The organism is Sphingomonas sp. AC411 (genome assembly GCF_979253035.1).
This window is the reverse complement of sequence record NZ_CEEDAQ010000001.1, coordinates 1,599,462-1,624,441: the sequence shown is the minus strand read 5'-3', so window position 1 is coordinate 1,624,441 and position 24,980 is coordinate 1,599,462. Positions and strand designations below refer to the sequence as shown.

At 63.0% G+C, this 24,980-nt stretch carries 35 protein-coding genes and 2 pseudogenes; 8 read left to right on the top strand and 29 right to left on the bottom strand.

The window, feature by feature from the left end:
* Positions 1-3 precede the first annotated feature (3 nt).
* A pseudogene (locus AC0IX7_RS08345) lies at positions 4-896 on the bottom strand (class I SAM-dependent methyltransferase).
* A 40-nt stretch (positions 897-936) separates the two neighbouring features.
* Here AC0IX7_RS08345 and AC0IX7_RS08340 point away from each other — a divergent pair.
* The 4 genes and pseudogenes from AC0IX7_RS08340 to AC0IX7_RS08325 all read left to right on the top strand — a co-directional run bounded on the left by AC0IX7_RS08340 (position 937) and on the right by AC0IX7_RS08325 (position 3,199).
* Positions 937-1,658 (top strand): annotated as a pseudogene (locus tag AC0IX7_RS08340) (ComF family protein).
* 32 nt (positions 1,659-1,690) lie between these two features.
* Positions 1,691-1,945 carry a glutaredoxin 3 gene (gene grxC, locus AC0IX7_RS08335; protein WP_187502832.1) on the top strand — a complete coding sequence of 85 codons (255 nt, stop codon included), beginning with the start codon at positions 1,691-1,693 and terminating at the stop codon, positions 1,943-1,945.
* Positions 1,945-2,841 carry a carbon-nitrogen hydrolase family protein gene (locus AC0IX7_RS08330; RefSeq protein WP_471811269.1) on the top strand — a complete coding sequence of 299 codons (897 nt, stop codon included), beginning with the start codon at positions 1,945-1,947 and terminating at the stop codon, positions 2,839-2,841. The genes grxC and AC0IX7_RS08330 overlap by 1 nt, the downstream gene beginning before the upstream one ends.
* Positions 2,768-3,199, top strand: a complete 432-nt coding sequence (locus AC0IX7_RS08325) for a DUF1178 family protein (protein WP_471811267.1) — start codon at positions 2,768-2,770, stop codon at positions 3,197-3,199. The genes AC0IX7_RS08330 and AC0IX7_RS08325 overlap by 74 nt, the downstream gene beginning before the upstream one ends.
* Positions 3,200-3,328: 129 nt before the next feature.
* Here the strand turns inward: AC0IX7_RS08325 and AC0IX7_RS08320 are convergent, their stop codons facing one another.
* Positions 3,329-3,589, bottom strand: coding sequence for a helix-turn-helix transcriptional regulator (locus tag AC0IX7_RS08320; protein WP_471811265.1), 261 nt, complete (start codon positions 3,587-3,589; stop codon positions 3,329-3,331).
* Here AC0IX7_RS08320 and AC0IX7_RS08315 point away from each other — a divergent pair.
* Together AC0IX7_RS08315 and AC0IX7_RS08310 are read left to right on the top strand one after the other, a co-directional pair.
* The gene (locus AC0IX7_RS08315) at positions 3,573-3,878 is read left to right on the top strand and encodes a hypothetical protein (protein WP_471811263.1); all 306 of its coding nucleotides are present in this window, start codon (positions 3,573-3,575) and stop codon (positions 3,876-3,878) included. The two genes, AC0IX7_RS08320 and AC0IX7_RS08315, sit on opposite strands and share 17 nt — an antisense overlap.
* Positions 3,879-4,098: 220 nt before the next feature.
* Complete coding sequence (locus AC0IX7_RS08310; RefSeq protein WP_471811261.1) at positions 4,099-4,392, top strand: hypothetical protein; 294 nt, start codon at positions 4,099-4,101, stop codon at positions 4,390-4,392.
* A gap of 242 nt (positions 4,393-4,634) precedes the next feature.
* Here the strand turns inward: AC0IX7_RS08310 and AC0IX7_RS08305 are convergent, their stop codons facing one another.
* The 5 genes from AC0IX7_RS08305 to AC0IX7_RS08285 all read right to left on the bottom strand — a co-directional run bounded on the left by AC0IX7_RS08305 (position 4,635) and on the right by AC0IX7_RS08285 (position 6,513).
* Positions 4,635-4,793 carry a hypothetical protein gene (locus tag AC0IX7_RS08305; protein WP_471811259.1) on the bottom strand — a complete coding sequence of 53 codons (159 nt, stop codon included), beginning with the start codon at positions 4,791-4,793 and terminating at the stop codon, positions 4,635-4,637.
* Positions 4,790-5,227, bottom strand: a complete 438-nt coding sequence (locus tag AC0IX7_RS08300; RefSeq protein WP_471811257.1) for a hypothetical protein — start codon at positions 5,225-5,227, stop codon at positions 4,790-4,792. Before AC0IX7_RS08300 ends, AC0IX7_RS08305 begins: the two co-directional genes overlap by 4 nt.
* A gap of 137 nt (positions 5,228-5,364) precedes the next feature.
* The gene (locus tag AC0IX7_RS08295; RefSeq protein WP_471811255.1) at positions 5,365-5,667 is read right to left on the bottom strand and encodes an Ogr/Delta-like zinc finger protein; all 303 of its coding nucleotides are present in this window, start codon (positions 5,665-5,667) and stop codon (positions 5,365-5,367) included.
* On the bottom strand, positions 5,588-6,157 hold the full coding sequence (locus AC0IX7_RS08290; protein ID WP_471811253.1) for a hypothetical protein: 570 nt from the start codon (positions 6,155-6,157) through the stop codon (positions 5,588-5,590). The genes AC0IX7_RS08295 and AC0IX7_RS08290 overlap by 80 nt, the downstream gene beginning before the upstream one ends.
* Positions 6,154-6,513, bottom strand: a complete 360-nt coding sequence (locus AC0IX7_RS08285) for a hypothetical protein (RefSeq protein WP_471811251.1) — start codon at positions 6,511-6,513, stop codon at positions 6,154-6,156. The genes AC0IX7_RS08290 and AC0IX7_RS08285 overlap by 4 nt, the downstream gene beginning before the upstream one ends.
* 86 nt (positions 6,514-6,599) lie before the next feature.
* Between AC0IX7_RS08285 and AC0IX7_RS08280 the strand changes: the two genes are divergently transcribed.
* Together AC0IX7_RS08280 and AC0IX7_RS08275 are read left to right on the top strand one after the other, a co-directional pair.
* Positions 6,600-7,319 (top strand): S24 family peptidase, encoded by a 720-nt coding sequence (locus AC0IX7_RS08280; protein ID WP_471811249.1) that lies wholly within the window; start codon positions 6,600-6,602, stop codon positions 7,317-7,319.
* A gap of 89 nt (positions 7,320-7,408) precedes the next feature.
* A complete protein-coding gene (locus tag AC0IX7_RS08275) occupies positions 7,409-8,050 on the top strand; it encodes an Ltp family lipoprotein (RefSeq protein ID WP_471811247.1) in 642 nt (213 codons plus the stop codon).
* Between the two features lie 96 nt (positions 8,051-8,146).
* On the opposite strand, the gene AC0IX7_RS08270 is transcribed toward AC0IX7_RS08275, so the two are convergent.
* The 22 genes from AC0IX7_RS08270 to AC0IX7_RS08165 all read right to left on the bottom strand — a co-directional run bounded on the left by AC0IX7_RS08270 (position 8,147) and on the right by AC0IX7_RS08165 (position 24,938).
* Positions 8,147-9,157, bottom strand: coding sequence for a contractile injection system protein, VgrG/Pvc8 family (locus AC0IX7_RS08270; RefSeq protein WP_471811246.1), 1,011 nt, complete (start codon positions 9,155-9,157; stop codon positions 8,147-8,149).
* Positions 9,154-9,492, bottom strand: coding sequence for a phage tail protein (locus tag AC0IX7_RS08265; RefSeq protein WP_471811244.1), 339 nt, complete (start codon positions 9,490-9,492; stop codon positions 9,154-9,156). Before AC0IX7_RS08265 ends, AC0IX7_RS08270 begins: the two co-directional genes overlap by 4 nt.
* Positions 9,458-10,006 (bottom strand): hypothetical protein, encoded by a 549-nt coding sequence (locus AC0IX7_RS08260; RefSeq protein ID WP_471811242.1) that lies wholly within the window; start codon positions 10,004-10,006, stop codon positions 9,458-9,460. The genes AC0IX7_RS08265 and AC0IX7_RS08260 overlap by 35 nt, the downstream gene beginning before the upstream one ends.
* Positions 9,979-12,204, bottom strand: coding sequence for a phage tail tape measure protein (locus tag AC0IX7_RS08255; protein ID WP_471811241.1), 2,226 nt, complete (start codon positions 12,202-12,204; stop codon positions 9,979-9,981). The genes AC0IX7_RS08260 and AC0IX7_RS08255 overlap by 28 nt, the downstream gene beginning before the upstream one ends.
* Entirely contained in the window at positions 12,158-12,661 is a 504-nt protein-coding gene (locus tag AC0IX7_RS08250; protein ID WP_471811239.1) for a phage tail assembly protein, read from the bottom strand. The genes AC0IX7_RS08255 and AC0IX7_RS08250 overlap by 47 nt, the downstream gene beginning before the upstream one ends.
* Positions 12,662-12,722: 61 nt before the next feature.
* The gene (locus tag AC0IX7_RS08245) at positions 12,723-13,229 is read right to left on the bottom strand and encodes a phage major tail tube protein (RefSeq protein WP_471811237.1); all 507 of its coding nucleotides are present in this window, start codon (positions 13,227-13,229) and stop codon (positions 12,723-12,725) included.
* A gap of 9 nt (positions 13,230-13,238) precedes the next feature.
* Positions 13,239-14,447: a phage tail sheath subtilisin-like domain-containing protein gene (locus AC0IX7_RS08240; protein ID WP_471811236.1), complete on the bottom strand. Its 1,209-nt coding sequence runs from the start codon at positions 14,445-14,447 to the stop codon at positions 13,239-13,241.
* A gap of 20 nt (positions 14,448-14,467) precedes the next feature.
* On the bottom strand, positions 14,468-14,818 hold the full coding sequence (locus tag AC0IX7_RS08235; RefSeq protein WP_471811234.1) for a GPW/gp25 family protein: 351 nt from the start codon (positions 14,816-14,818) through the stop codon (positions 14,468-14,470).
* Positions 14,819-14,823: 5 nt separating this feature from the next.
* On the bottom strand, positions 14,824-15,282 hold the full coding sequence (locus tag AC0IX7_RS08230; RefSeq protein ID WP_471811232.1) for a phage baseplate assembly protein V: 459 nt from the start codon (positions 15,280-15,282) through the stop codon (positions 14,824-14,826).
* Entirely contained in the window at positions 15,254-15,376 is a 123-nt protein-coding gene (locus tag AC0IX7_RS08225; RefSeq protein ID WP_471811230.1) for a hypothetical protein, read from the bottom strand. The genes AC0IX7_RS08230 and AC0IX7_RS08225 overlap by 29 nt, the downstream gene beginning before the upstream one ends.
* A 77-nt stretch (positions 15,377-15,453) precedes the next feature.
* On the bottom strand, positions 15,454-15,699 hold the full coding sequence (locus AC0IX7_RS08220) for a hypothetical protein (protein ID WP_471811228.1): 246 nt from the start codon (positions 15,697-15,699) through the stop codon (positions 15,454-15,456).
* A gap of 42 nt (positions 15,700-15,741) precedes the next feature.
* Positions 15,742-17,658: a hypothetical protein gene (locus AC0IX7_RS08215; protein WP_471811226.1), complete on the bottom strand. Its 1,917-nt coding sequence runs from the start codon at positions 17,656-17,658 to the stop codon at positions 15,742-15,744.
* 12 nt (positions 17,659-17,670) lie between these two features.
* Entirely contained in the window at positions 17,671-18,216 is a 546-nt protein-coding gene (locus AC0IX7_RS08210) for a phage tail protein I (protein WP_471811224.1), read from the bottom strand.
* Complete coding sequence (locus AC0IX7_RS08205) at positions 18,213-19,112, bottom strand: baseplate assembly protein (RefSeq protein WP_471811222.1); 900 nt, start codon at positions 19,110-19,112, stop codon at positions 18,213-18,215. The genes AC0IX7_RS08210 and AC0IX7_RS08205 overlap by 4 nt, the downstream gene beginning before the upstream one ends.
* 431 nt (positions 19,113-19,543) lie before the next feature.
* On the bottom strand, positions 19,544-20,143 hold the full coding sequence (locus AC0IX7_RS08200) for a hypothetical protein (RefSeq protein WP_471811220.1): 600 nt from the start codon (positions 20,141-20,143) through the stop codon (positions 19,544-19,546).
* 539 nt (positions 20,144-20,682) lie between these two features.
* Positions 20,683-21,207, bottom strand: a complete 525-nt coding sequence (locus AC0IX7_RS08195; RefSeq protein WP_471811218.1) for a hypothetical protein — start codon at positions 21,205-21,207, stop codon at positions 20,683-20,685.
* 1,313 nt (positions 21,208-22,520) lie between these two features.
* Positions 22,521-22,718 (bottom strand): hypothetical protein, encoded by a 198-nt coding sequence (locus AC0IX7_RS08190; RefSeq protein WP_471811216.1) that lies wholly within the window; start codon positions 22,716-22,718, stop codon positions 22,521-22,523.
* Positions 22,719-23,539: 821 nt separating this feature from the next.
* On the bottom strand, positions 23,540-23,782 hold the full coding sequence (locus AC0IX7_RS08185) for a DUF6894 family protein (protein WP_471811214.1): 243 nt from the start codon (positions 23,780-23,782) through the stop codon (positions 23,540-23,542).
* A gap of 190 nt (positions 23,783-23,972) precedes the next feature.
* Positions 23,973-24,218, bottom strand: a complete 246-nt coding sequence (locus AC0IX7_RS08180) for a phage virion morphogenesis family protein (RefSeq protein ID WP_471811212.1) — start codon at positions 24,216-24,218, stop codon at positions 23,973-23,975.
* Positions 24,101-24,442 (bottom strand): phage virion morphogenesis protein, encoded by a 342-nt coding sequence (locus AC0IX7_RS08175; protein WP_471811210.1) that lies wholly within the window; start codon positions 24,440-24,442, stop codon positions 24,101-24,103. Before AC0IX7_RS08175 ends, AC0IX7_RS08180 begins: the two co-directional genes overlap by 118 nt.
* Positions 24,439-24,729, bottom strand: coding sequence for a phage tail protein (locus tag AC0IX7_RS08170; protein ID WP_471811208.1), 291 nt, complete (start codon positions 24,727-24,729; stop codon positions 24,439-24,441). Before AC0IX7_RS08170 ends, AC0IX7_RS08175 begins: the two co-directional genes overlap by 4 nt.
* Positions 24,615-24,938, bottom strand: a complete 324-nt coding sequence (locus AC0IX7_RS08165; protein WP_471811206.1) for a phage tail protein — start codon at positions 24,936-24,938, stop codon at positions 24,615-24,617. Before AC0IX7_RS08165 ends, AC0IX7_RS08170 begins: the two co-directional genes overlap by 115 nt.
* Positions 24,939-24,980: the final 42 nt, after the last annotated feature.

The following is a 24,980-nucleotide window of genomic DNA, read 5'->3' as shown; positions in this document are numbered from 1 at the left end:
CTCTCAGGCGCGGGGCTTCAGCGCCTCGCCCAGCGACGCGGTCGCGCTGCCACGCCGCGCTGGCTTCGGCTGCGAGGGATCGGGCGACCAGCCGGTCAGGAAGACGATCCGGAACGTCTCGTGCGTGCGCCCGCCGGCATCCGCTGCCTCGGCAAAGGCTGCGAACGTGCGTCCGACCACCGCTGACGTCAGCGGCTGGCGCTGCGCCAGGATATTACCGGCCGCCATGCCACGAAGGTCGCCGAACAGCCGGCCGAGATCCCGGTAGCCGACATCGAGCGTCTCGACATCGGCGACCGGCAACGCGAACCCGGCCCGCATGAGCAGGTCACCGGAGGATCGCACGTCGATCTGCGGATGGAGCCGTGCCGCCGGGCGATCGCCCTCCGCGGTCCGAAGCGCAGTGCGCAGTGCCGGCGGACTCCCGCGCCGACGAACGCGCCGAGGAACAGGCCATCGGGACGCAGCACGCGGCGGATCAGCGACAGCGCGCCCGGCAGGTCGGCGACCTGATCGAGTATGCCCGCGCTCACCACCAGATCGAACGAGGAATCGGCGAAGGGCAGCCGGTCCTCGTCCGCCTGCACGCCGCCCGACCGCGCGGCAAAGGCATATCCCGGATCGCAGCGCGCGACGCGGGCACCCGGCGGAGCGACGAAGCTTCCGTCGAAACAGCCGAGATCGAGAACGTCCGCGAAGTCCCGCGTCACGGCGTCAAGGCGTTCGGCGATGCCGTCGAGCATAGTCGCGCGCAGGAAATCATGCTCGGCATAGCCGGGCGCGGCCCTGTCGCGGCGCAGGCGGCGGGCGGCCCGGTCGAAGATTTCCGGGGCGGCATTTTCTGAAACGATATCGGACACGTCTGCGCTTGTGCTGCGGTCGCGCCGCGCCGACAAGCTCTGAGGTAGAACGCGGGTCGCGTGGCGGGAGGTCTGCATGAGGATACGCGACCCTTTCCGTCACATCGTCGGGTTCGCCCTGCCACCGCGCTGCCCCGGTTGCGGCGTGCCCGTCGCGGAGGATCACCGGTTCTGCGCGATCTGCTGGACCGCACTGCGGTTTCTCGGTCCGCCATGGTGCGCGCGCTGCAACCGACCCTTCGCGTTCGATCGCGGCGAGGGCGCGTGCTGCGCGGCCTGCCTCGCCGCACCGCCGCGTCACGCCGGAGTCCGCGCTGCGGTCGCTTACGGGCCGATCGCGCGCACGCTGGCGCTGCGGCTGAAATATGGCGGCCGGATCGCCTTTGCCGAGACGATGGCGCGGCAGATGCGGCGATTGCTGCCCCCGACACCGATCTTCTCGTCCCCGTGCCGCTGCACCGCTGGCGGATCTGGTCGCGCGGCTTCAATCAGGCCGCGTTGATCGCCGACGCCGTCGCGCTGTTGTCGGGCGTGCGCCACGATCGCAACGTCCTGATCCGCAAGCGCCGCACCATCCTGTTGCGCGGCCTGGGCGGTCGTCAGCGCGCCAAGGCCGTGGCCGGCGCGTTCGGCGTGGCCGCTTCCGATCGCGTGCGAGGCAGGGCGATCGTGCTGATCGACGACGTCTACACCAGCGGCGCGACCGCCGACGCGTGCACGCGCGCGCTGTTGAAGGCAGGCGCGCGATCGGTGACGATTCTATGCTGGGCACGCGTCCTCTCGTCGCCGGACGATTGACAAGCGCAGGGCGAAACCACACCTCCGCCTACATGGCTAAAGTCGAAATCTACACCAAAGCGTTCTGCCCGTACTGCACGCGCGCGCTGAAACTCCTCGCATCGAAGGGCGTCGAACCCGAGCAATTCGACGTCACCATGGGTGGCCCGAAAAAGGCCGAGATGGTCGAGCGGTCGGGCGGTCGCAACACGATGCCGCAGGTCTTTATCGACGGTAAGCATATCGGCGGGTCCGACGATCTCGCCGCGCTCGACGCCAAGGGTGGCCTCGACCCTCTCCTCGCCTGATGACCAGGATCGGCGTTCTCCAGATGACGAGCGGGATCGATCCCGCCGTCAACGCCGAAACATTGGTCGGTGCGATCGGTGAAGCTGGAGCGGCCGGCGCAGCGATGTTGTTCACCCCCGAGATGTCGGGGCTGATCGACCGCGATCGTACGCGGGGTGCGGCGTCGATCGTCACCGAAGACGCCGATCCCGTGCTGGCGGCGGTGCGTGCCGCCGCCGCCAACGCCGGCGTCTGGGTGCACCTCGGCTCGCTCGCGGTCCGCCGCCCGGATGGCAAGTTCGCCAATCGCGGGTTCGTCATCGATCCTGCCGGTGCGATCCGTGCCCGCTACGACAAGCTGCACCTGTTCGACGTCGACCTTCCGACGGGCGAAAGCTGGCGGGAGTCCGCGGCTTATGTCGGCGGCGAAACGGCGGTCGTGGTCGATACGCCGGCCGGCCGATTAGGTGCGTCGATCTGCTACGACCTCCGCTTCGCCGATCTCTACCGGGCGCTGAGCAATGCCGGCGCGACGATGCTCTCCGTTCCCGCCGCCTTCACCCGACCGACCGGCGCCGCGCACTGGCACGTCCTGCTGCGCGCACGCGCGATCGAGGCCGGCGCGTTCGTCGTCGCGGCGGCACAGACCGGCGTGCATCAGGACGGGCGCGAGACATACGGCCATTCGCTCGTCGTCGATCCGTGGGGCGAGGTGATCCTCGACATGGGCGAGGCAGCCGGACTGGGGTTCGCGGAGATCGATCTGGAACGGGTCGAGCAGGTCCGCGCACGCATCCCCGCGATCGCGCATCGTCGGGCCATTCCCCCGTCACGACCGTGGCATGATCGTCTTCGACCTCAAATGCAGCGGCGAGCACGTGTTCGAGGCATGGTTCGCCTCGAGCGACGCGTATGAGACGCAACGCGCCGCCGGCCATGTTCGCTGCCCGCTCTGCGACGACGGCGACGTCATCAAGGCACCGATGGCGCCCTCGATCCTGTCCAAGGGCAACGCTAGGCAGTCGCCGCCCAGTCCGGCAATGGTGAAGGCGGCGATGACGCTGATCGCCAAGCAACAAGCCAAGGCGCTGGAGTCCTCCGAATGGGTCGGCACCGCGTTTGCCGATCGCGCCCGCGCCATGCATCTCGGCGAAGAGAAACACGCCACCATCCACGGCCAGGCGAGCCTCGCCGAAGCAAAGGCTCTCGTCGACGAAGGCGTACCCGTTGCCCCGCTACCGATGCCCGTGATCCCGCCGACCAAGGCGAACTGACGCACTATCGACGGGTGCTGGCGGAAGAGGTGGCTGTAGCGTAAACCATCATAAATTCCTGAAACTACTCTGTAATTCTTGGACAGTAATTGCTCGGTGCCCCCTTTGGTGACCCCGGCCGGGGGATAATTACGTACGGGATGCACGTGAGCGGCGGGCGTTTACCCAGTTGCAGACTTCTTCCTCCCACCAGCCGACGCACCGCTTCGTCAGCGCCGTGCTGGTTGGGAATTCACCGGCGTCGATCAGCCGGTAGATCGTTGCACGGCTAAGGCCGACGGTCGCGACGACGTCGGTTATGCGAAGGAAGCGACCGCTGTCGCTTGGCCGGCCGTCAAGCTTGTCAGCCGCGAGGCTGCGGCGCGACAAATCGGTGGCGATCATGTTCATGCCGGCGTTCCGCACTTCGTGCTTTCGGGTAGGATTGCCGCAGCGAGCCTTCTTGCCGCTGTGGCCAGCATGTGGGGGACGCATCCAACCCGGCGGCCTGACGCTCATAGGCGAAACGCTCGATGTGATCGCAGTGGGCGAGGACGATGCGCGCCTGTCCCAAGGGAGCGGCGGTTATAGCACCGGATACGGCAGGGGACACGACCGCCCGCAGCTTCTGCGCGTGTGCGAGGATCCGCTCGGCCTCCTGCTCCAGCCCATGAGCTGCCGCGACGAGATCGGCGTCTGATATGCCACGTGCTGCGTCTAGCTTGTGATGTAGGGAGCGCGGCGTTATGCAGAGTTCGTCAGCGAGCCGGCCTTTACCGATGAACTTCGCGGCGGTTTCGAGCCCCATTATCCGCAACATTCCGACCGGTAGACCTCGCTGTTCCGGTTTTTCGGAACATTTGTATGGCTGCGTCGATGGATGAGTCTGGCGGGCTTTGGTCGGAGCGGCGCTGATCATCATGGAGATCCTGTTCGTGCGGGGGGATCGAGCGCTCGCGCCAGCGGCCTTCCTTGTAGAAAGGGGCTGGCCAAGGGCCGGGTGTTCAAAACATGGGCGGCGGGCGGCGCTGGATCGGGTGCAGATCCTTGGCGAGACAGAGGACCGCTTGTCCGTCGTCGAAGCGAACCGAGGCGAACGCCTTGCGGACGGCGAGGACGTCGCATTGCTTGCCGGTGCGGCCGAGCCCTTCGAAGAGGGCGCGATCCCCACCACAGACGGCGACGTCCCCCACGTCACAGGCGGATCGCATTGATGATGTTACGCGACGCGGTCATAAGCGGATGAAGTGTCTGCAACGGGCAGGACTCTCTGCCATCGCCAGCGAGGTGTGGAATGACGTCCGACACCCGACACACCGGCTCGACATCGCCGAGTGTTAGCCTGACGATGCGCGGCCATTGCGGATCAAGCTGGCCGCGATGACGCGGATTGCAGTCGCGGCAGACGCAATAAACAGTCCGATACCGATGCCGTGAAGCAGATGAGCGGCGCCAATCACGCGCGCCGATCCGCAAGGCCGGCGACGACCATGACGATCGCGACGGGGATCCAGATGAACGCGGACGCGATCAGCAGAGCCAACTTCGCAGCACGACGGCGACGCATACGACGGTCGATCTGGCTCGGCGTCATCGAATTGGTGCTGCTGGTCACTGGTACACCGTGACGGGAAAGGCCTCGCCGCTGCAGCGCGTGCACGTCGTGTCGCTTGACCAAGTGCAGGTGCCCGCGTCGTCGGGCGCGACGCACGGATCCCAATGACTGCATCCGCAGCCGGTGCAGATCTTAGGGTGCGCTTCCGATGGCGTGTCGCGAAGCTGCAAATACACATCGACGTCGAGCGGGTATGCCTCGCGCAAACCGTAGATCGTTTCGACGTATCGAGCGGCGGCGCCGTCCGTTTCGAGCAAGCGGATCAGCGCGACGCCTTCCGCCTGGTTGTTCGGTGCGATCCGCCGCGCGGCCTCGGCGACCGAAACGCCAGCGGCATCCCGACGCAGCCTCAGGTATCCGGCAGGGGTAATCGGCGCAATCGGTGCTGCCTCAAGTGGGACGCAGCGATGGGGCAACGATGGCAGATGAAGCATTGTCGATCCTCTTCAGGCAAAGGTTTGGCGTCACCAGAAGCGAGTGCTTCCGGCATGGTGTTCAGTCAGCGGGGGTGACGGGCGCGGCGCTGTCGCGATGGATCAGCTTGGGATGGGCGAATTCGCTGCCGGGGACGTTACGACGTCGTCGTTGGCGGGTGTGCGGTTGTCGTCATTCGCGGGATGCGGTCGCGTCCGGCCGACGTTCCGGTTCGAGAAAGGAGGCGGATCTCCGGGTTCGGGCAGGCGCTTGGCACAATCGTGCGGATGACCTGCAGCTCAGCGACGAACACATGGCCGCACTCGTCATTCTCGCAGCGATAGCGAATGTGCCGAACCGTCGTGGTCAGTGCCGCGCTGTTACGGATGCCAGCCGGACCGTCGCAATGCGGGCAGGAAAGGCCGGGAATTCTGTGCTTGGTAGGCTTCGAGATGGTCATTGGGTCCCCCGGTGTTCTCCGAGTGCGACCCCGCGCCGAACCGGAAGAATTTGGGTAGGCGTCGCATGAGCGCGCCAAGCGCCGTCTCAACGTCCTGCGCCTCAACCAGCGCACGGCTATGCGCGTGCGGGGAGGCGCCGGGCTGACCGGCTTCAATAAGGGCTGCACCGAGTTCGCCGGCTTCGCGAACGAATTTGGCGGTGTCGGCAGCGAGCGCCCGGTAACAGGCAATCTCGCTGGAATATTCGACGTCGACCGCGAACGCGAGCGCTCGGGCGTAGGGTGCATATTCACCGCCAGCTGCAAGGTACGCGGCATCGAGCGCAGCCGCTTGGTGCAGCATCGGCGTCGTTTTGCAGTTCGGCTGGCTCCAATACCGGATGGTCCGCGTCGAGCGCTTCACGATCTTCTTCATGGCTTCCCAGCTCAGCAGACCAGCGATCGTCGTCGTTGCCTGAGCGAAGGTCTTGGGAGGGCGGACGATCGTCATGCGTCGGCTCGCTTCAAAACCGGACGCTTATCGAAGGCGACGGCTGCGTCATTTATGCTGTACGGATGCGGCATGATGTTAGCAGAAAGAGGTGGGCGACCGATACTGATCAACGCGGCAGCAGCGTCACGAGGTATTGTATGATCAGGCCAGTTTGCGGGCACGCGAAACCAAGATGCAAACCTTTCCAGATTGGTGACGGAAAAGGTCTTGCCATCGCGCAAACGTTGAAAAAAGGCACCGCTGCTGACAACAATCGTGGCAACTCGCGACAGCGATTTGCCGCCCCAGCGGGCTACTTCGGCATCGTACGAATCAGCGACCGTTCGCAATGCGTTCTGGTATGCGTCACACATGACACGCTATGTGCCCTTCGTGACTCACCCAGTCAAGTCACAAATGACGCTCGTCCTCTGCGTCTTAGTGCGGCATACGTGACGCGGTGAGACCGATCGAAATTCTTCAAGAGCGGGTTGCTGCCAAGCTTGCTGAGCTGAACGTCAGCGCACGTGAGATATCGCTTGCCGCTACGGGTCAACCGGGTGCGATACGAAACATCATTTCGAAGCACGCTATGCCGTCTATCGACCGGCTTGATGCCATTGCCGAACATCTTGGTACGACCTCGGATTGGCTTTTGGGTCGAGAAGGCTCGATTGAGCGAACCTTTGCTTCGCAGACAATGTCGCCGGAGTCGTTCCGTCGCCTACCCAAGACCCTCCCGATCTACGGTACCGCGCTCGGGGCTGATCTGGAATTCGACGATTGCAACGGGGTTGTAGTGAATGTCGAGCAGACGGAGTTGCACATGTCCGCACCTCTCGATTTCATGGCTAGGCCGATCGGCGTCACCGGCAGGCCAGATCTCTACGTCGTATCGGTATCGGGGCACTCGATGGAGCCGCGCTTTGATTCGGGACGCCGGGTCCTCGTCGATCCCAAGCGGTCGCCTGGCGTTGGTGAAGACGTAGTTGTTCAGCTGCGTGGCCCAACGTTCGACGGCGAAGAGGTCCGTCACGTTCTAATCAAGCAACTGGTGCGGCGACGCCCGACCGTTGTGATCCTGCGCCAGTTTAACCCCGCCGTAGAGTTCGAAGTGCCTAACGAGCAGGTGTCGTCAGTCCACCGCGTCATGCCGTGGGATGAAGCGATGGGATACTAGCGGCAGCGAGTAAGGTCCAATTTCGATCGACATTTTGCGATGAATGCCTTCGCGAATGTTAATGGACGAAAACAATCTACGGGGGAATTATGGCAGGGAATGTTTCAGAGGAGCTGGCGCGGCTGGCTGCTTTGCGCGATCAGGGTGTGCTGACGTCGGAGGAGTTCGAGACGCAAAAAGCGGCGGTCCTGCGTGGTGGCCATTCCGTGACAACGGAAGCGGCAACACCGGGTGTCGCGAAGAAGAAATACGGCAAGGGATGCCTCGTGCTTATCGCCATCGTCGTCGTGCTGATGATTATCGGCGCGATTGCAGGAGAAGGTGGGCAGCCTGTGGCTTCGTTAGGCACGGTGTCGAGCGACAAAGCGAATGGCACGACCGGCGCTGTAGCTCAGCCCGAGAGCTCATCGAGTGGAGGTTTATTCGGCCCCAAAGCGAACGCCGCGCGCAGTGCCCAGCAGTATCTCGACATGACAGGCTTCTCCCGCCGAGGACTAATCGAGCAGCTTAGTTCCGACGCCGGCAATGGGTATGCTGTCGCAGATGCTACGGCAGCGGTCGACAGTCTGACAGTAGATTGGAATGAACAAGCGGTTCGCTCGGCTAAGCAATACTTAGATATGACCGGCTTTTCATGCAACGGGCTAGTCGATCAGCTTTCATCCGATTCCGGGTCTAAGTATACCAAAGCTCAAGCACGCTTCGGTGCGGAGAAAGCTGGAGCCTGCTAGGGGGACTAGCCATCTCCTGACAATTAACGCCGAATGGACGGCCGGGACTTCGCACTATCGCGCTAGCACTTGCGGACCGATGGCCGTTCCGGCTGGTTAAGCCGCGCTTTCCAGCGTTACGGTCGTCGTGAACCCGCGGTCGGCAATCAGTTCGTGCGACACGTCGGAAACCAGCCATTTCACCGCATCAATCTCGCCTTTGAAACCAATGATCGTAACCGGCCTGTCGGGATAGATCTCCAACCGGCCGAGGGCGAGGGCAAGATCCAGCGTGCGAGGCTCGCGTGCTGCACGGCCCTGCTCGGCGGTCGCGGCGCGGCGGGCGGCATCCTCGGACGAATAGGTCCGCGCCAGGCGCTTTGTCTCGCCAGTGCCGCTACCGACCGTCACGGTCTTCTTCTTCGCGCCCTTGCGGTCGTGCCAGTCGGCCGACACGTTGCTGGCCTCGTCGCGTTTCTTGATCCGGAAGCTATGTCGATCGCCGTCGCCGCGGCGAATCGTGAGTGCAGGGATCGCCGCGCCCGTCGCGGTCGTGGCGGCACCGGTGGGCGCGAGGATCAACGCGCCTGCCTTGACGGTCGCCGTGGCATCGTTCTCCCGCCCCAGCCGGCGCAGGAGCGCGATATCGCTCTCGCGGGTCTGTGCCATCGCCTTGACCGCAATCGTCGCGAGCGCGGGCGCGCAGCGGGGCGTGAGCTTATTCCGGCCGGCAATCTCTCTGACGATCGCGCCGAGCGTCGTGTCGTGCCAGCTCTTCTCGCGCCGAGTGGCGATGGCGCTGGTGAAGTCCGCCGCACGCGCGCGGATCGTGATCTGGTCCGATGGGCCGCTATGTTCGACCTCGTCCACCGTGAACTTGCCTTTGTCGACCAGACCGATCGTAACGCCGGCGCCTGCCGACCAGCCGAGTTGAACGCTGAGCGTTGCGCCCGCACGCGGCATGGCAAGCTTGCCGTCCGAATCGTCGATAGTGATCTCGAGCTGGTCGGCGTCGCCGCCCCGTTTTTCGCTCAGGCGTAGTACGACCAGGCGCGGGCGGATACGATCGGTCAGATCCTTGCCGTCCAACGTGACCTTAAAATCGGGAACGTTGTTGATGGCGGTCATGCTGCACCCGTCGTGATATCGGCGATCTCAAGAAGATCGATGGTGAAGTCGACCTTCCGCGGCGTGCCGTCCGCGAAGAACTCCTGCATGCCCTCGTCGATGTCGGTAATGACAAAAGCGCCATAGACCCGCCCGGTCCCGTCAATCAGCGGCCAAGCCTTCCCCTCGGTCGCCATGTCGCGCAGTTCGTCGAGCGACGCGCGCCCTGCCATCAACTCGGCATAGGCGACGCCCGAGAGGCTGATCTTATCGTTCTCTCGACCGACGAACTGGGTGGCGTCGACCGCGCCGATCCGGCCGCTACGCGCATGTCGCCAGCCGCTTCGCCGCTGCATGTCCTGATACGCCAGCGTCGGCAGCGAAAAGACGAACATGCCTAGAGCCATCATGTTCACTGGTCGGCTCCATCGGGGTGTCGGAAAATGACGATCGGGACATGGCGCGCTGCCGGTTCATCAATCGCTCGAGTGCGCGTTCGACTTTTTCGGCAATGGCCTGTTCGCTTTGGCCGGGGGCGCCGTTGACGATGATGGTAATCGGTGCCGGCGCGGGCTGTGCGTAGCGTTGGCTGACAGGCTGGTCGGGGCGTGGCGCGCTCGCAGCAACGGGGTTTGCGGCCGCCACCGATGCGCCGATCGCGACTGCCGCGGTAATGCGCCGCGACAGGCCGTCGAGGCGTTCCAGTGGTTCGCCTAGCTGGGGCAAGCGCAGGCGCATCGACGATCCTGCCGTCATGGCGGCGGTGACGCGGCGTGAGAGGCGATCGACCCGGCGCACGGGATCATCCTCTCCCCGCGCGATCCCATTGCTCAGGCCCTCCATCATAAAACCGCCGAACGATGCGAACACGCGCGACGGCGAACGAATACCCAGTTTTCTTTGAACCAAGTTGCTGCTGCCGATGCCGCGCCGACGACGGCGTTCTTCAAGGCGCCCAAGCTGCCCGTAATCCCGCTGACGAGACCCATGATCAGCCATCGCCCCGCACTGGATAGCTTCGCCGGCATCGACACACCGAGGAAACTCATGAGAGATGCGAAGCCAGCGTATAGCAGGCCGACCGGACTGAAATTGACCAATACGGCAGCGATGCTGGCAATGCCGCCAGAAAATACGCCTTTGACCGACGTCCACTTCTCGCTGAACCAACCGGTGATTTTGTCCCAGTTCGCGTAGATGACGTACGCCACCATCGCGAGCGCAGCCGCGCCTAGAACTATCGCTGCGATCGTACCGATAATCGGCAGCATACCGACAGACGCGACGGTCCCAGCAAGCCCCATGGCGGTAAGCCCGGCATTCAACAGGATTACCGGCCCCATCAGCGCTGCCATGGCGATGGCAGCAACACCGAAGAGCCCAAACAGAATAGCCATACCGCCCGCGACCATGAGCGCGTTCTTTGCCAGCTCGGGGTGCCGTAGGGCGAAGGCCCGCATGCGCAGTGCAATGGCACCGAAGCGCAACGCGCCTTCCCTGATCGTCGGCAACAGCGACTGCCCGAACGAGATATTGACTGCCTGGAACGCATTGCCAGCTAGGTCCGTCACACCTTGCGTCGTGTTGATCCGGCTGAGGAACTCCTTCGTCATCGATCCGGCATATTGAGCCTTGTCACCGACGAGCCCGAGGCGCTGTTTCAGTCCGTCGAGGTTGGTCAGAAGCGGCGCAATGGCGCCGATCGATTCGGAACCGAACAAGCTATCCAGCATGCTCGCCTGCCGATCGGGGCTGAGCTTGGCGAGCCGTTCGAAGACGTCAACGATCGTGCCGTTTGCATCCAGCTGCATGCGCTTGGATACGTCTACCGCCGACAGACCAAGGGCGTCGAACGCCTTGGTCTGGCTCTTCGTCGCCGCCTCCCCTTTGGTAAGCGCCAACAGCGTGTTCTTGATACCGGTCGCTGCGATCTCGCTCTCGACACCGATCGAGTCGAGAGACGAGCCCATCGCGGCGATTGCCGGGGCCGCAATGCCAGCGACTTTGCCAAGCGGCCCGATCCGGGTGACAATCGCGCTGACGTTTGCCGCCTTGCCCCCGAATTTGTTCGTGAGCGCGTTCACCCGGTCGCCCAGCGCCTCTACCTCGGGCTGCGTCATCTTGAACGCCTGACGCCATTTCGCCATCGTTCCACCAGCGTCCTCGGCGGTCATGTCAAAGGCAATGCCCATCCGCGCAGCCGCGTCGGTGAAGTCGATGAGGTCCTTGCGCTGCGTTGGCAGCGCGCGTCCCATCTTGTCCATGCCGACGCCAGCCGCGCCGGCAGCAGCCGCGATGTTCGCCAGCTCGATAGCGGTCATCGGGATCCGCGTGCTGAGATCGACGATGTTGTTCGTCATGGTGGCGATCTGCGGCGCGGTCATGTTGGTGACCTTGGCGACGCCAGCCATGCCTTCCTCGAGGCTCATTGCCCCCTTTGCCGCGCCGACAAGGGGACCGCCGATCGCGACTGCTGTCGCAATGCCCGCGCCACCGGTCGCGGCCATACCGGTGGCGATATTCATGCCCTTGGCCATCCCCGCACGCGCGGTGGCCAAGTTCTTCGTCCGATCGTTGAGCTGCAGCATGCGCCGACCTTGCTCGGTGAGCTCGCGGTTGGTCGCCGCGGCTTCATCCCTCAGGCGACGTTCGTGACGGACCAGATCATTCGTGGCGATGCCGGCAGCGGACAGGCGGGTGCGCAGCTCGCCCAGTTTCTGGCTGTTCTGTTCATGCTGGCTTTCGAGCTTTGCGGCCTCACGCTTTGCCTTATTGAACTCGGTAGTCATTTTGCGGGTCGGGGTATCGACCTGCGCCATGCTTCGGCCGAGCGCAGTGACGCGAGCCCGTGCCTTGTCGAGTTCGGTGCTGCTCGATCGCAGACCCATCTTGAGTTCGCGAAAGCCCCCGATATCAGCCTGCGCCGCCTTGATCTCCTTCAGGCGATCGCGTGTGGCCTTCAGCGCCTGTGCGGCTCGGCTCGATCCACCGGCGATATCGCGCAACGGGCGGGTGACCTTGTCACCCGCCTCCAGCAGCATCCGGATACGAAGATTGCGGTCCGCCAAGCTGAGGCCTCTCTATGCGTCGGGGTTGTGGCGTCGGGCTGCCTTCTCGTGCCAGGCTACCAGTTCGCGTATCGGCATCGGGTCCATGACTGCCGGCGACCAATGAAAGACGATGGCCAGATCGGCCATCGCTTCCTCTACGCTGTCGGGGAGACCGCCGCCTTGGCCGCTTTCGGCAGCAAAAATCCATGACCTCGCCACCGAACTGCATGAGATCGGCAGGATCCATGATCGCGGCCTGAGGGATCGTCGGCTCGGTGATGCGCGGTGCGAGCTGCGCAAGCGCGTTCACGTCGAGCTGCGACAATGCCATCAGGGTCATACCGCGAAGAGCCCCCGAGTCGGGCTTGCGCACCTTTACCTCGGTGCCGGCTGCGATGATCTCGACGCCACCCAGCAGGATGGGGGCGTCGAGGGTGAAGGTGTTGAAGAGCGGGGCGGTGTCGGGCTTGTTCACGCAAAATTCCTAGGGTTCGGTCGGGGATAATAGTGGAGGCGGCGCTGGCGCCGGGGAGCCCTCAGAGGATCGCGGCGCGCGCTTCGGCCATCAGGTCGACGCCATCGACGATGAAGACCATGTTGAGGACGTCGATCTCGATCTCGATCCGGCCGTTCCACTCCTCGCGGTAGTAGACCAGCGCGCTTTTGACCTTCATCTCGCCGCCCTCGCCGGTCTTCTGCTCGCCTCGGTCGATCTCCTCGTGACGGCCACGCACGGTGATCTCGATCGTGTCGTATCCACCCGTCTCGTCGTTCTGATAGGAGCCGGCAAAGCGCAGGGCGACGGCTGCGAGCTGGGTCATTCCGTGCTGGCGAATGACGGTGCGATCGGGACCGCCCAACGTCCATTCCATTTCGAGAGGCTCGCCGCCCATGTCGATCTTGACCGCGCGATCCATGCCCCCGCCGCGATATTCCTCATACTTCCGGGCGAGTTTGGGCGGCGTCACCGAAATCGCTTCGGCGAGGTAGCTCTTGCCTTCGTTGAACAGGTTCATGTGCTTAAGCTTGCGGGCGAGTGCCATGGTCGGCTCCTAAGTTCGGGTCGGGAAAGCGGTGGCGATCAGGCGACGGAGAAGTCGGCGAGATAGCTGTCGGTGATGCGCTGGTTGAGCAGCAGGTTTTCGAGCGGCGGGACCGGCGTGTAATCGTAATCGATCGTCACCTTGCCGGTCTTGAGGGTCGCCGCGGTGTTCTTGGCCGCGTCGAACCAGGCGGTGCCGTCGATGATCTGCCCGGCGCTCTTCATCCCGCGCAGCGTGCCGTTGATCGTCTCGACGATGTCTTTCACGAGGCTTGGGTACAGCGGCTTGTCGATCGCCCACATCATGCCGCCCGCGATCGTATCCATGAGGACCTGCGCGGTGCGGGTCGCGAGACTCGAAGGTGAACGGCGAGGTCGGCTCGATCGTCGTGCGCGAGCCCCAGAACCGGAAGCCACCGCCGCTGCGGATCAATGCGGTGACCTGCTGCGCGTTGAGCAGGTTCGCCTCGCAGTTCGGATCCTGCACGTCGAACTGGATATCCTTGGTGAGACCGACGACGCCGACGACGGGGACATTCGACAGCGTCTTGTGCCAGCCTTCGTCGGAATCGATGCGGGCGCGCATGCCGAGCGCGCGGGCAACCGCAAAGCTGGTCGCGTTGGCGCTGGCGACGGTGTCGAAGGCGATGAAGTCGGGGCAGATCAGCATCAGCTCGCGCGCGCTGAAGCTTCCCCGGTAGGCGGTAGCGGCAGCGATGTCGGCGCCGATCGCGGACGCATAGGCCATCCCGCGCAGCTTCTGCGCGACGACGACCAGCGCGGTGGTGACCGCCTGGGTGTCGAGGCCCGGGCAGCCGAGGATCCGCGGCTTTATGCCGAGCTGTGCTTCGGCTGCGAGTAGCGCCTGCATGCCGGTCTTGAGCCCGTTGACCGTCCCGCCGATCACGGCGGTGTTGGTGGCGGCAGCATCGGCTCCTGCAGCGACGCGCACGACGACGACGGGCGCGCGCGCCTGGTCGGCGATGGCCTGCAGCGCGAGACGCAGCGTGCCGGTCGTGCCGGCGACGCCGATCGCGGCCGCAATGTCGGTCACCAGCGCCGGCCGGTTGAGCGGGAACGCCGCATCGAGCGCGGCGGTCGCGGCACCCGCGGGCGCGGTTGCGGTCGCGACCAGGCCGATGACGGCGGTGGCGACGTCGACGAGCGTGCGGGCGCCCGAGGTAACTTCGGTGACGGTAATTCCGTGCTGGTAGGCCATCGAAACAGATCCTTTCAGGACTATGCGGGCAGCGCGCCGGCAAGCGGGATGGAGAGACGGGTGCGGGCGGCGAGCGCCGGGACATCGGTGCGCTTGCCGTCGAGGATGAGCGCGAAGCTGGCGGGGCCGATCTGGCCCAGCGCGACGTTGGTCAGCGTGATGCGCGGTTCCCAGCGCAGCAGCGCGAGCGCGGTCGCGGCGAGCAGGCGCATGCGGCCGGCGGGGTTCATCGCCTGGTCGATCAGGTCGGGCAGCAGCGAGCCATAGTCGCGCCGCGCGACGCGCGAGCCGATGGGCGTCGACAGGATATCGGCGATCGACTGGGTGAGATGATCGACGCCGTCGAGCGAAGCTCCGGTGCGCGCGTTCATGCCGTTCACTGCGGCAGCCCCGACACGCCACCACCGGCGGTGACGCCGAGATGCTTGTGGCCCTTGAGGCTCTTGCCGCCACCGATCACATCATCGCTGGCAGTTGCCTTGCCGTTGATCGTCACGTCGCCATCGATCGAGACCGGCCCGGTGATCTTCAGGCCCCCGGGGGCGTCGATATCGGCACTGGCGCCCGCCGGGAGTCGCACTACCAGGTGATGTGCAACCGAGTCGTAAGAGACGATCGCACCGTCGCCGAACGCGATCAGGTCGATGTCGTCGCTCGACGGTGCTGGCATCGCATCGGAGAACAGGCCGAGGATCGCGACGCCACCATCGGTGTCGCCTTCGGGGCAGATCAGGAGGCATTGCTCGCCGACCGTGGGCGGCGACCAGATGCGCGTGTTGCCGGCGCGCTGGACGATCCAGCAGACGTCACCGGTGACGATCTCGCCGACACGCACGCGGCACGTCGCATCGGCACGATCGACGGATCTCGATCGTGCCGATGCGGACGATGTTGCCGATAATGCGGCGAGGATCGGGAAGCGCGTTCATGACGCGGGACAGTGGCGCGGCGATCCGGACTGCGCGCGGTCGTGCGGGTGTGGAATGCGATCCCACACCCGAAGGGATCAGGCGGTGGGATCAGGCTCGATCGCAGGTTCTGCTTCGGGAGCATTGGAGATCACGCCGAGGCCGATCTTTACTGCGACGCCGCGGGCGACTTCCTCGACGCGCTCGGCGGTGGCGTCTGCATCGTATTCGCCGCTCGCGTCGTAGCAGGCGTTGACGCTGCGCTCATGCACGACGTCGCCGCTGGTGAAGGTGGCGGCGACGGTGCGGGTCGCAGGGTCGTGTTCGCCGATGGTGATCTTCATTGCGTCGGGTCCTTCCGGTGGGTGGTTGTGATTGCGGGGGCGTCAGCCGTGCTGAACGTCGATCCATGCGCGGTCGTCGCGCACCGCCCAGACCTTGCCGATGCGGGCGCGGTACTGGTCGAAGCTGATCGTCGCGGCATCAATGGCGATCGCCTTGATCCCGTCGCCATCCGGCGCGGCGACGATGTAATCGCCGATCGCGAACGCGCCGCTGACCGCCAACGGGACCTGACCGCAAAAGGCGATCCGGTCGACGTTCGCGCGCGCCGCCTCGAGCGCGTCTTCGAACGCCGCGAGATCCGCGAGGTAGGCCGCGTGCGCCGCTTCCCAATCGTCGGCAGTTTGGTCGGTCGGCCCGATCGGTCGTTCGCCAAGATGCGCACCATAGGTATCGTTGCCGACGAACCCCGGCTGATCCGATTTGACGACGAAGCTCAGGGCATTAGCCCACTGCGTCACCAGCTCGCCGTTGATATCGACGCCGCAGACGTCGCCGGCCGCGATCGGGCCGCAGCCGTCTGCCTTCTGCATATACTCGGCATAGTCGGCGCCGCTGGCGTTGATCGTACCGGCCGCGTTGATCGACCGTCCCGTGCTGCTGTTCTTCGACAGGTAGAAGGCCGACGGAGCCGAACTCTGCCCCGATGCATTCGCGATGTTGAAGGTCGCGACATAGCCGTTCGGTCCGAGGAAGCCGGTATGTTGCGCGTTCTCCACGCCGCCCTTGGCGAGGATATGCGCGCTGCCGCTGGTGACACCGACGAGCAGGTTCGCGTCGGCGTCGCAGGTAACGCTGCCGATCGTGCCGGAGGGCGCCGATACCGCTCCGGAGAATGCCGCGCCTGCGAGCAGCGCGAACTCGCTGCCCTGACGACCGTCGAGCAGGTCGGCGTCGAGCCCCGAACCTGCCCCGTCGACCGTAAGCAGGCGCGATATGATGTTGGCGCCGGTGAAGGTCGTGGCGTTGACCGGCGTGTATCCCAGCCGGGCGACGATGTCGGTGTACCAGGCGCCTTGCTGACCATCGAGCAGGTCCGCGTCGAGCCCCGAACCCGCGCCATCGTTCGCGGCCGTCCACATCAGCGACCCGTTGAAAGCGACCGTCGTCTGCGTGACGCGCAACCGCAGCGCGCCCGATCCGAACGGCCCCTGGTAGATGCTGTACGCGTTGTCGGCGGACGAACCCATGTACCAGTTGAGCGATACGTTGGCATCGGACGCTTCGCCGAACTGCAGGAAGCCGTAACCGTTCGTGCCGTCCGATATGCGCAGGCCCGCCGCCAGTCCGGCATGACGGATGCCGACCGGACCCGTAAAGTTGCCACCGGACCACAGCGCGAACTCCGCGCCCTGGCGGCCATCGAGGAGATCCGCGTCGAGCCCCGAACCCGCGCCATCGACCGAGATCAGGCGCGACAGGACGTTCGCCGCGGTGAAAATCGCCGCCATGTTCTTCGGGGTGAGCGCGCGGACCGCGTCGGCCAGCGCGGTGGCTTCGGCGTCCGTCGCCAGCTCGACCACGCCGGGGGTCGCCGTAGTGGCGGGTGGGTTGAGGAAGTTGGCGTTGCCGAACGTGATCTGGCTGGCAGCGACATCGAGCAAGGTGGCGTCGATCGCGAGCAGCAGCAGCGCCCCGGCCGACTTCTCGATGATCGGCGCGGCCTGCCCGTAGGCGCCGAAGAGCGTACCGTCTGCCAGGTACAGCGCGAGGCTGCGCACCGTGTAGGTATCGGCGGTCTCGTCGCGCACGACCAGGTGGATGACGTCGGCCGCGACGCCCGCGCCCGAGATCGTTGCGATGCGCTTGACCTCGCCGGGCAGCGCGGCGGTATTCGCCGCGGCGACGATTGCGGTCGGGGAGACGCCGACGCTCGCGATCCGCACGGCGTTGGTGCCATCGCGGGCGGCGTTGACGAGCGCGGCGCGGCCGGCGTCGGTGATGCGTAAGACGAGCGACATAGTCTCTCCGGGTCAGGCCGCAGGTGCGGTCATGGTCAGGCGGGTGAAAACGGCGGGGCGCGCGGCGCTGACTGGCACGATGCCGGCGGTGGCGTTGAGCGCCTGGCTGAAGGTGAAGTGTGAGCGGACCGGCTTGGTGCGGTAGACCTCGGCGATGACGGCATCGACGAATGCGGCATCGACGGGCGCGCCGGCATCGTCGGTGATGTTGAGCAGCAGATTGAAGGTGTGCGGATCGCCGGGCGGCGCCATCTGCCACCATTCGCGAAGCGCCACGGATCCGCCGAACGAGGCTACGACGTCGCGGACGGACGATGCCGTGCCCTTGCGGCGCTGGATTGCCAGCGCCTGGCGGACGCGCGCGCGCTTGATCGTTTCCGGCCACGCGCTCGACCAGCTGTCGAGCGACAGCGCCCATGCGAGATAGGGGAGCAGGTCGACCGGGCACGTATCGGGGTTCCAGAGCGAGCGCAGCGGCACGGGCACGTCCGCGAGGCGCGCCATGCTGGCCTCGACCGCGCGCTCGAGCGCGGTGGCGTTGGGCGGGAGGAGCGTCACTCGCCGAGCCCGGCGTGGACGACGTTGGACGCGGTGCACCAGCCGGCCTGCGTGCGGTCGAGCACAACGTCGGCCGCGGGACTGGTGAGGACGACGTTCTGCACGCCCTCTACGTGAAGCGCGGCGAAGATCCCCGAACGCGTGATGTCGCGGCCGAGGCGGTGCGAGTTGGCGATGTAGGCGGCGAGACGCGCGCGCGCTTCGGCGATGACGATCGAGCCATCCGGACCGGCGAACGTCGTGATCGAGGCGGCGACCGCGTATGGCACGATCTGCGCCGACTGTATCGTCACGTAATCAGTCAGCGGGCGGCGGGTTTCAGCCGAGACATAAGCGAGAACTGCGGCGAGCAGTGCTGCCGATGCGATACCGGTGCCGGCGCGCGCGAGGACGGTGACGCGAACCTCGCCGGTCGTCGGGCTGGTCGCGCTGGCGTCGAGGACGTCCGCCGATGCCGACAGCGCATGGAAGATATACGCGCCCTCGGGGCCGGCAACCGAATAGCCCTCTGGTGCTAGGACCAGGCGTCGCCGGAAGTCCTCGTCACTTTCGAGGACCGCCGCGGCGCCGGTCTGTGCATCGGCCGGGGTGATGACCAGGCGAACCACGCCCAAGAGGGCGGCAAGGTTGTCGAGATCCGCCCCGATCGCATAGGCCGGCATGACCGCGCGGGCGGCGTCGTTCACGCGGGCGCGTAGCAGCAGCTCGCGGTAGGCTGCGACCTGCAGCAGCTTGACGGCGGGATCGGACTCGACGGTCGCATCGAAATCGGGGAGCAGCGCGACGAGCTGCGCGAGCATCTGACCGTAGATCGTGTCGAAATCGAGGGTCTCGACGATCGTCGGCGCCGGCAGGCGGGACAGATCGACAGCGGTGAAGGTGGACGGCTCGGCCATCGGGCCATGTCGCCGGTCAGGTCACCGGTGCGCCATCATGCTCGGGTGTCAGATGGCTTTTCACACCCGCCGTTAATGGCGGGTATGGGAGAGGAGCGGTCAGGCGGCTTTCGGAGGATGACGTTGCTTGGGGGACTCTAGATCACGTAGGATCATTTGCCACCTTCGCCTTGTTCCTCGCTACGCTCCGCTCGGAAAATTCGGCGAAGAAAACTTTGGCGCGTTCGCCATCCCCCTCACGAATCGCCGTCTTTGCCTTGCCTAGAAGCTGGTGGTCACTCAATTGTACGTTGCTCATATCAACCTCCGAATCGCCCTGAAAAACAGATTGGACGCGGCGCTGGCTGCTGTCCAGCGACCGCTTTCGGGATCGACGACAACTCGGCTAGAGACCGAAACTGGGCGTTAGCGGAATGGCCGAGATTGGTGGGTTAGGCGACCTCAAGTCCGTCCCACATTCGAGCATGCTGAGCTTTTGAATTTTCACGTAGAGTGGTGAACTCTCGGTGTTTCTCCGTGAGGTGAGTGAAAGCGTTCCATTTTTCGTTCAAAACGAGCGCGGGGATGCTGCGCTTCTCGCGAACCTCACGGGCCAAAGCGAAAGATTGCAAGCCAATATCAGCGGCTGCTTCATGCAACTCCGTTAAAGCGATATCCTCTTCGGTGACGTCCCAAGTCGTTCTAATCGAAACGTTCGTTGTTGCCACCAGAACTGGCAAAGCCAGCGCCTTGGAAGTAATTTCTATGCCGAGCGATTTCCAGTCGACGGTTGCTGGCACCTCAGGAAACTCGGGAAGAAACCCATGATGCTTCCCAGCATTGCCTTCAGACGCGAGCGACATTTCCGATTCGGAGAGTATATTGGAGCATTCCCGGCCGTATCCCTCAAATGTCATTGCGAGATAAAGCGCTGAGAAATTCGCAGTTTCCCGCTTTGAAAATCTGTCTTTAATTGCTGTTATGCCCTGCGTCAGCGCCGCTGCGATAACAGATGAGCCCAGCATCAATCCGAAAGTCGATACGTCTGCCATAGCTTAAATACCTTGGGGTATGGCCGAAGCCTATTTTGCCGTAGGACCACCATCAACCACCCGCAGGCCGATAGCGACCAAATCCTGTTACCCGCTCCCCGACCCCTCGTACGAGCCCCGCTCCATCGGACTAATGTCCGAGATGGAAGGTTAGCGGACGCTCGACGCGATGAGGCAGCGCACTTTCTTGCTAGCCTTCGCGGTAGGACCGTCGTCGGTCACGGGCAGCGAGGTAGCCCAGCAGCGCCGCTGCTCCCCATGTGGCGAGGAGCACGACCGCCCACGGGGTCGATACAAGCATCATAGCGCTCCCGCCTTCTGCGAAGGCTTTGGCGAGGAAGAAGGTGGAAGGGGCGAGCGCCCAGAGGGCGGCAACAGAGCGTCGCGTCCGGACGACTGTCAACAAAGAGAGCCAGAACCCTACTAAGCCACTGAATAGGAGAACGGCCAGAAGCGCTAGCATGCCGATCACGTTAGCAGATGACGGAACGTCCGGAAGTGGGCGATAGCGGTCATTCGGCCTCCCGTAGCCCTCGTAGTTAAGTTAGCAGATTAATTACGTCATCTCCGTGGGTAAGCAGCTTTTCAGCTCCAGACGCTAGCTTCTCCGACCAGATAACCCCTTCGCCAATCAGTTTCATCTTGCTCCGCGCCGACTGCCACCATGATTCCGATGATGGATTTTCTGAGGCTCGCTTCCCCCATGCTCTAATGAACTCTGACGCCACTAAACCGTATGCTTTCGAAAGACCGTCGGTCCCCAATGTGGCGTAGTTGGCAACAGCCCATTGGAGAAAGCTCATATTCCCTCGGAGAAATTGGCTGAGTTGACTATCAATGTCCGCCGTCTCTAGTTCGCTCATCATCTCATCGAGCATCTTCCCTATTCCCTCGATCGTCAGAGGTTCAATAGGATCGTTTATCGTCTTTGGAAGAATTGCAGAGGCCAGATGAATAATGTTAAATGTCTCGTCAAGATTTGCGAGTTGCGACGTCTGATTCTGAAAATAGATAGGATCAAAACTCGCCTGCAACCGAGTCAACGCATTGGAGAACAGCTGCAACGACCGTGGGTCTTTGCAAAAGAATTCTATCTGCCTATTAAGATCGGTTAACTTCCCGAGGTACTCGGCATACGCGAACCAAAACTCCCGGCTTCCGTATCGAGTCCCCCAATACTTTGCCCAGGCTTTACTAATTGCGTCGTTCGCAGGGGAATGCCTCCGAACGGCCTCGTAAGATGCCAGTATTTCTCCAGCCAAAGTCGTTGCACCCGAAATAGACATGATGAAACCTAACTCCCGTTACCAAGGCTGCAAACCACCCTGATGATATTGATCCTGGCGGGCCTTTTGGGCTTCGTCACTCCTATTTTTAGATAATTTGCGATTCTGGAGCGTGCCGGATGGTCCTAATGTCTGGCTGCGACCTGTCGAGCGTTGCCCAGCATCTCTACCGCTTTGTCCTGCGTGCCGGTCCGGGACTGAAGGCGAGCTTGGCAGTTGGCATAAGGGACGGTCGGGAATATCTCAGATGGGGAGGATTGCGGACCGTCCGCTTTGGAGCATAGTCGTTCGTTTAAGACCAAGCGATCCACTGTTGAACGTTCGCCCCGCCCTCGTTCGTGCTAACCGAGCAGCCGGGCTTTGCCGTCCTCACACGGCCCGAGCATCTCGAGCGCCTCCGCGATCTGGATAGCTACCAGTGATAGGTCTAAGGCATCTGCCTGCGCCAAGGCATCCTCCAAGTCTTCGCGCAGGCGCTGAACGGGCGAGAGGGCGACTCGTGGCATGACGATGACTTAAACTAGATCAAGATTTATGCTATCCCCGTCTTCATTGTTTACTTTCCTCACTCCGCGTAGCTGAGACTGTCCGATCACGCGGTAGACCCGACCGGATGTCGCTCTAGGTTTGGGCGTTACCGGAATGGCCGGAATGGGAAGGAAAGCGGACCTTCCGCTTTCGGGAAGCCGGATGGCAATAGCTGACAGACGGCTTCAGAGCCGGGTCTGAAACGCTAAGTCCGGTGAGCCACTTCGCAATTCAATCGTTGGCATACGATCTAGTCCGCGGAACGTCTTCAAGTTCTGGAACGGCCATACTGCCGGTCGCCGTTATGAGGCGATTTTGCAAACCCGAGCCGGATATGGTTATCGGCAGCCCCATGAAACTGTCGATCCTGGCTGGTATGTATCCTAACACTAAGTACGCATCTCGCTGCATCAGTTCAACGAAGCCGACTCGAAGCGACCAAGCTGTAGGATAATAACCAAGCTCAACTGAGCGGCAGAATATATCACGCAGCAACTTTCTAGCACCTATCGTTACATTACCCCCAACTGATACACGTAAAATCTTAGGTTCTATATCCAACTTCACTGGGATTTACCTAACTGCTCAGCGGAGAGAGTTGGCAGCGAGCTTTCCTCTGGCGCGAGTTCTGCGAGTTCGAAATAGCTTTTCGCCATCCGATGGTGAATTTCTGCTATTTGCGAGTCTTTTGCTTTTTGAGCCAACTGAAGCGCCTTAGCACCGCGAGCGTTGAAATAAGCGCGTCCCATTACTTCGGACATGGTTTCGCTCCATGTTGAGCGAAGACACGTCAGGTGCCTCCATCGGCACCGTGCTCCAGGCCAGACGTACCGATATCGCCTCATAAAACTGATAGAAAGGTAGAGCAATCTCCGATCTTTGCGCGAACATGGCGGAACCGCTGAGACGGGGCGATAGTAGAATGGAAGGAACGGGAGGAAAGCGGACTGACCGCTTAGCGGTCCAGAGGCAACGTAGTTGTCACCAGAAATTAGCGGACAGCGTACGGGACATAAATTTTTCAAAGCCGTCTGGCAGAAAGATAGAGGGGAGGCTCGAAAACCTCCCCAGCCCATTACTGCCTTTCCGCAAGTTTATGATGCGGATTAGAGCCATTGCGGTTTACGCGTTCTCACGCGCAAGACAGTCTTTTCGAACAACGCCGGACATGCGCCTGTCAATGGAGTCGGCCCCAATCACATTCTGATTAACGGGCAATGTTACTAAAATGTCCATACCCGTTCCGCTGATGTCACCTTTCGCTATCACCGAGGCAAGCTTGTAAGGGGAAAGGAAAGCGGACTGGCGGTTTCAGACGCTCGCTACAGGAAAGCTATCACGGAATGCGCGCGCCGACTGCATCGGATTTTTCCACGGCAATTGCCTAACATATATTGTATCGAAAAATTCGAACTTTGTTATTCTCGCGAAATGAAACCGAGCAAACTGCAGGGCCACTTCGAACGGATCTTCGGGCGACCGCTAACCCCGTTTGAAGTCCAAGCTATGAACGAAGCCAGGGCTCTGACGGAGGGAAAGCGCGACGCTGTAAAAGCCATGCGTTTGGCAATAAACTCTGCGATTAGCCGTCAGATACGTGAACAAAGTCCTTGAACCACGCGCGATCCAGAACGATCCTATTCTCATTCAATATCTCGATCGTTGTCGATACGCATAGTTTGCCGTTTAAGATGTCAGCCGCGATGATCTCGCGGGCCCCCGCGATAGCCATTTGCCGAGCAACCTCCAGCCCGGGGGCGAGAAATCCGTCATCGTCTGTGATCCAGCGACCATATTCGGACACGTTGACGAAATATCGCTGCATGCCCTCAGTATGTCGGAACGCCGACTAGTGGTCATTTACCCATGTTGCACCGCCGCGTCGTAACCTGTTTGATGCTTAGTCCACGCGATTTCGGTTAACCACCAACCGTGACACATTTACCGCGATTAACGAATGGCCGTTATGCGAAAGCAAGATTGGTCGCCCGAACGTCTGAGTCTGGGCGTAAACGTCAAAGTAGCGAAGCACTGATATGGTTGAATACGGTGTCGAGCAGCGCTTGGCGTTCCGCTTCCGTGTCGCCGAGCAAAACCCGCTGCGCATAGCGCACAGGCTTTCGCCCCTTAGACGGGACATCATCTAGCCCCTCCTGATGAACGCGTGCGATCTGCGCAGCTCGGCCGCTGAAGCCGACCCATGCCTCGGTATCGGTCGAGCCAGCCTTGAGGTTCGATGGGTTGCGCAGCTTGCGGAACATCGCCTTGCGCTTGATCGTCCCCTACGCCGCAGCCGACCTACAGGTTGTGGCTTTCGGGCGGCATAGGGCTGGCCGTCCGGATCCTGCTGGCGCGCGATACGGGCCGATTGGCTGCGCTGCAGCGAGCGCGCCATGAGACGGAGGACCTTCCGGCGTTCGCCCGCATCGACCCGGCGGAGCAGCGCGCCGGCGAGCTGCTCGATCGGGGCAAGATCGTCAGTCATGCCGCAGCCACGAATGCAGGATCGCTGGTCTGCGCGACCAGGTCATCGCGCAGGAAGAGTTGCCAGAGGTTCACGCAGCACACGCCATTAAACCCGTCCCCGTCGCGGAGTTCGGCAAGGTGCGTCGCGTTATAGCCGCCGCCATCCTTCGCGGTGACGCGGACCGCCTCGCTCAGTTCGATCGTGATCGAGACGTCGGCGGTGTCGGCGTCGAGCAGTTCGGATTCGAACCCGAACGGCTCGGGGTCATTCCCTGCAACAGGTCCGGCTGCTGGCCGGCGATCCATGCGAGGATCGGGATCATAATATCGTTCACTGCGCCCGCGTAGTCCTGCACGACGATGTTGAGCGTGTAGCGGTATTCGAGGGACAGCGTGCCCCCGGCGTGCGCGGCGATGCGGCCCTTGTCGACGAACATCGCCAAATTCTCGGGCTTGGTCTTCAATCCCGGCACCGCGGCGAGCAGCAACGATCGGAGGGTTTCGGGCTTTTTCATTTCAGGATCCTGCGCGGATGCGGGGGTAGCGGCCGGATTGGG

Excerpts from the sequence above, each read along its gene's own strand:
- grxC (WP_187502832.1), top strand. The coding sequence starts at position 1,691 with ATGGCTAAAGTCGAAATCTACACCAAAGCGTTCTGCCCGTACTGCACG.
- AC0IX7_RS08330 (WP_471811269.1), top strand. The coding sequence starts at position 1,945 with ATGACCAGGATCGGCGTTCTCCAGATGACGAGCGGGATCGATCCCGCC.
- AC0IX7_RS08325 (WP_471811267.1), top strand. The coding sequence starts at position 2,768 with ATGATCGTCTTCGACCTCAAATGCAGCGGCGAGCACGTGTTCGAGGCA.
- AC0IX7_RS08320 (WP_471811265.1), bottom strand. The coding sequence starts at position 3,589 with ATGAACATGATCGCCACCGATTTGTCGCGCCGCAGCCTCGCGGCTGAC.
- AC0IX7_RS08310 (WP_471811261.1), top strand. The coding sequence starts at position 4,099 with ATGGAGATCCTGTTCGTGCGGGGGGATCGAGCGCTCGCGCCAGCGGCC.
- AC0IX7_RS08300 (WP_471811257.1), bottom strand. The coding sequence starts at position 5,227 with ATGCTTCATCTGCCATCGTTGCCCCATCGCTGCGTCCCACTTGAGGCA.
- AC0IX7_RS08295 (WP_471811255.1), bottom strand. The coding sequence starts at position 5,667 with ATGACCATCTCGAAGCCTACCAAGCACAGAATTCCCGGCCTTTCCTGC.
- AC0IX7_RS08290 (WP_471811253.1), bottom strand. The coding sequence starts at position 6,157 with ATGACGATCGTCCGCCCTCCCAAGACCTTCGCTCAGGCAACGACGACG.
- AC0IX7_RS08285 (WP_471811251.1), bottom strand. The coding sequence starts at position 6,513 with ATGTGTGACGCATACCAGAACGCATTGCGAACGGTCGCTGATTCGTAC.
- AC0IX7_RS08275 (WP_471811247.1), top strand. The coding sequence starts at position 7,409 with ATGGCAGGGAATGTTTCAGAGGAGCTGGCGCGGCTGGCTGCTTTGCGC.
- AC0IX7_RS08270 (WP_471811246.1), bottom strand. The coding sequence starts at position 9,157 with ATGACCGCCATCAACAACGTTCCCGATTTTAAGGTCACGTTGGACGGC.
- AC0IX7_RS08265 (WP_471811244.1), bottom strand. The coding sequence starts at position 9,492 with ATGCAGCGGCGAAGCGGCTGGCGACATGCGCGTAGCGGCCGGATCGGC.
- AC0IX7_RS08245 (WP_471811237.1), bottom strand. The coding sequence starts at position 13,229 with ATGGCACTCGCCCGCAAGCTTAAGCACATGAACCTGTTCAACGAAGGC.
- AC0IX7_RS08240 (WP_471811236.1), bottom strand. The coding sequence starts at position 14,447 with ATGGCCTACCAGCACGGAATTACCGTCACCGAAGTTACCTCGGGCGCC.
- AC0IX7_RS08235 (WP_471811234.1), bottom strand. The coding sequence starts at position 14,818 with ATGAACGCGCGCACCGGAGCTTCGCTCGACGGCGTCGATCATCTCACC.
- AC0IX7_RS08225 (WP_471811230.1), bottom strand. The coding sequence starts at position 15,376 with ATGAACGCGCTTCCCGATCCTCGCCGCATTATCGGCAACATCGTCCGC.
- AC0IX7_RS08220 (WP_471811228.1), bottom strand. The coding sequence starts at position 15,699 with ATGAAGATCACCATCGGCGAACACGACCCTGCGACCCGCACCGTCGCC.
- AC0IX7_RS08215 (WP_471811226.1), bottom strand. The coding sequence starts at position 17,658 with ATGTCGCTCGTCTTACGCATCACCGACGCCGGCCGCGCCGCGCTCGTC.
- AC0IX7_RS08205 (WP_471811222.1), bottom strand. The coding sequence starts at position 19,112 with ATGGCCGAGCCGTCCACCTTCACCGCTGTCGATCTGTCCCGCCTGCCG.
- AC0IX7_RS08200 (WP_471811220.1), bottom strand. The coding sequence starts at position 20,143 with ATGGCAGACGTATCGACTTTCGGATTGATGCTGGGCTCATCTGTTATC.
- AC0IX7_RS08190 (WP_471811216.1), bottom strand. The coding sequence starts at position 22,718 with ATGTCCGAAGTAATGGGACGCGCTTATTTCAACGCTCGCGGTGCTAAG.
- AC0IX7_RS08185 (WP_471811214.1), bottom strand. The coding sequence starts at position 23,782 with ATGCAGCGATATTTCGTCAACGTGTCCGAATATGGTCGCTGGATCACA.
- AC0IX7_RS08180 (WP_471811212.1), bottom strand. The coding sequence starts at position 24,218 with ATGTTCCGCAAGCTGCGCAACCCATCGAACCTCAAGGCTGGCTCGACC.
- AC0IX7_RS08175 (WP_471811210.1), bottom strand. The coding sequence starts at position 24,442 with ATGACTGACGATCTTGCCCCGATCGAGCAGCTCGCCGGCGCGCTGCTC.
- AC0IX7_RS08170 (WP_471811208.1), bottom strand. The coding sequence starts at position 24,729 with ATGGATCGCCGGCCAGCAGCCGGACCTGTTGCAGGGAATGACCCCGAG.
- AC0IX7_RS08165 (WP_471811206.1), bottom strand. The coding sequence starts at position 24,938 with ATGAAAAAGCCCGAAACCCTCCGATCGTTGCTGCTCGCCGCGGTGCCG.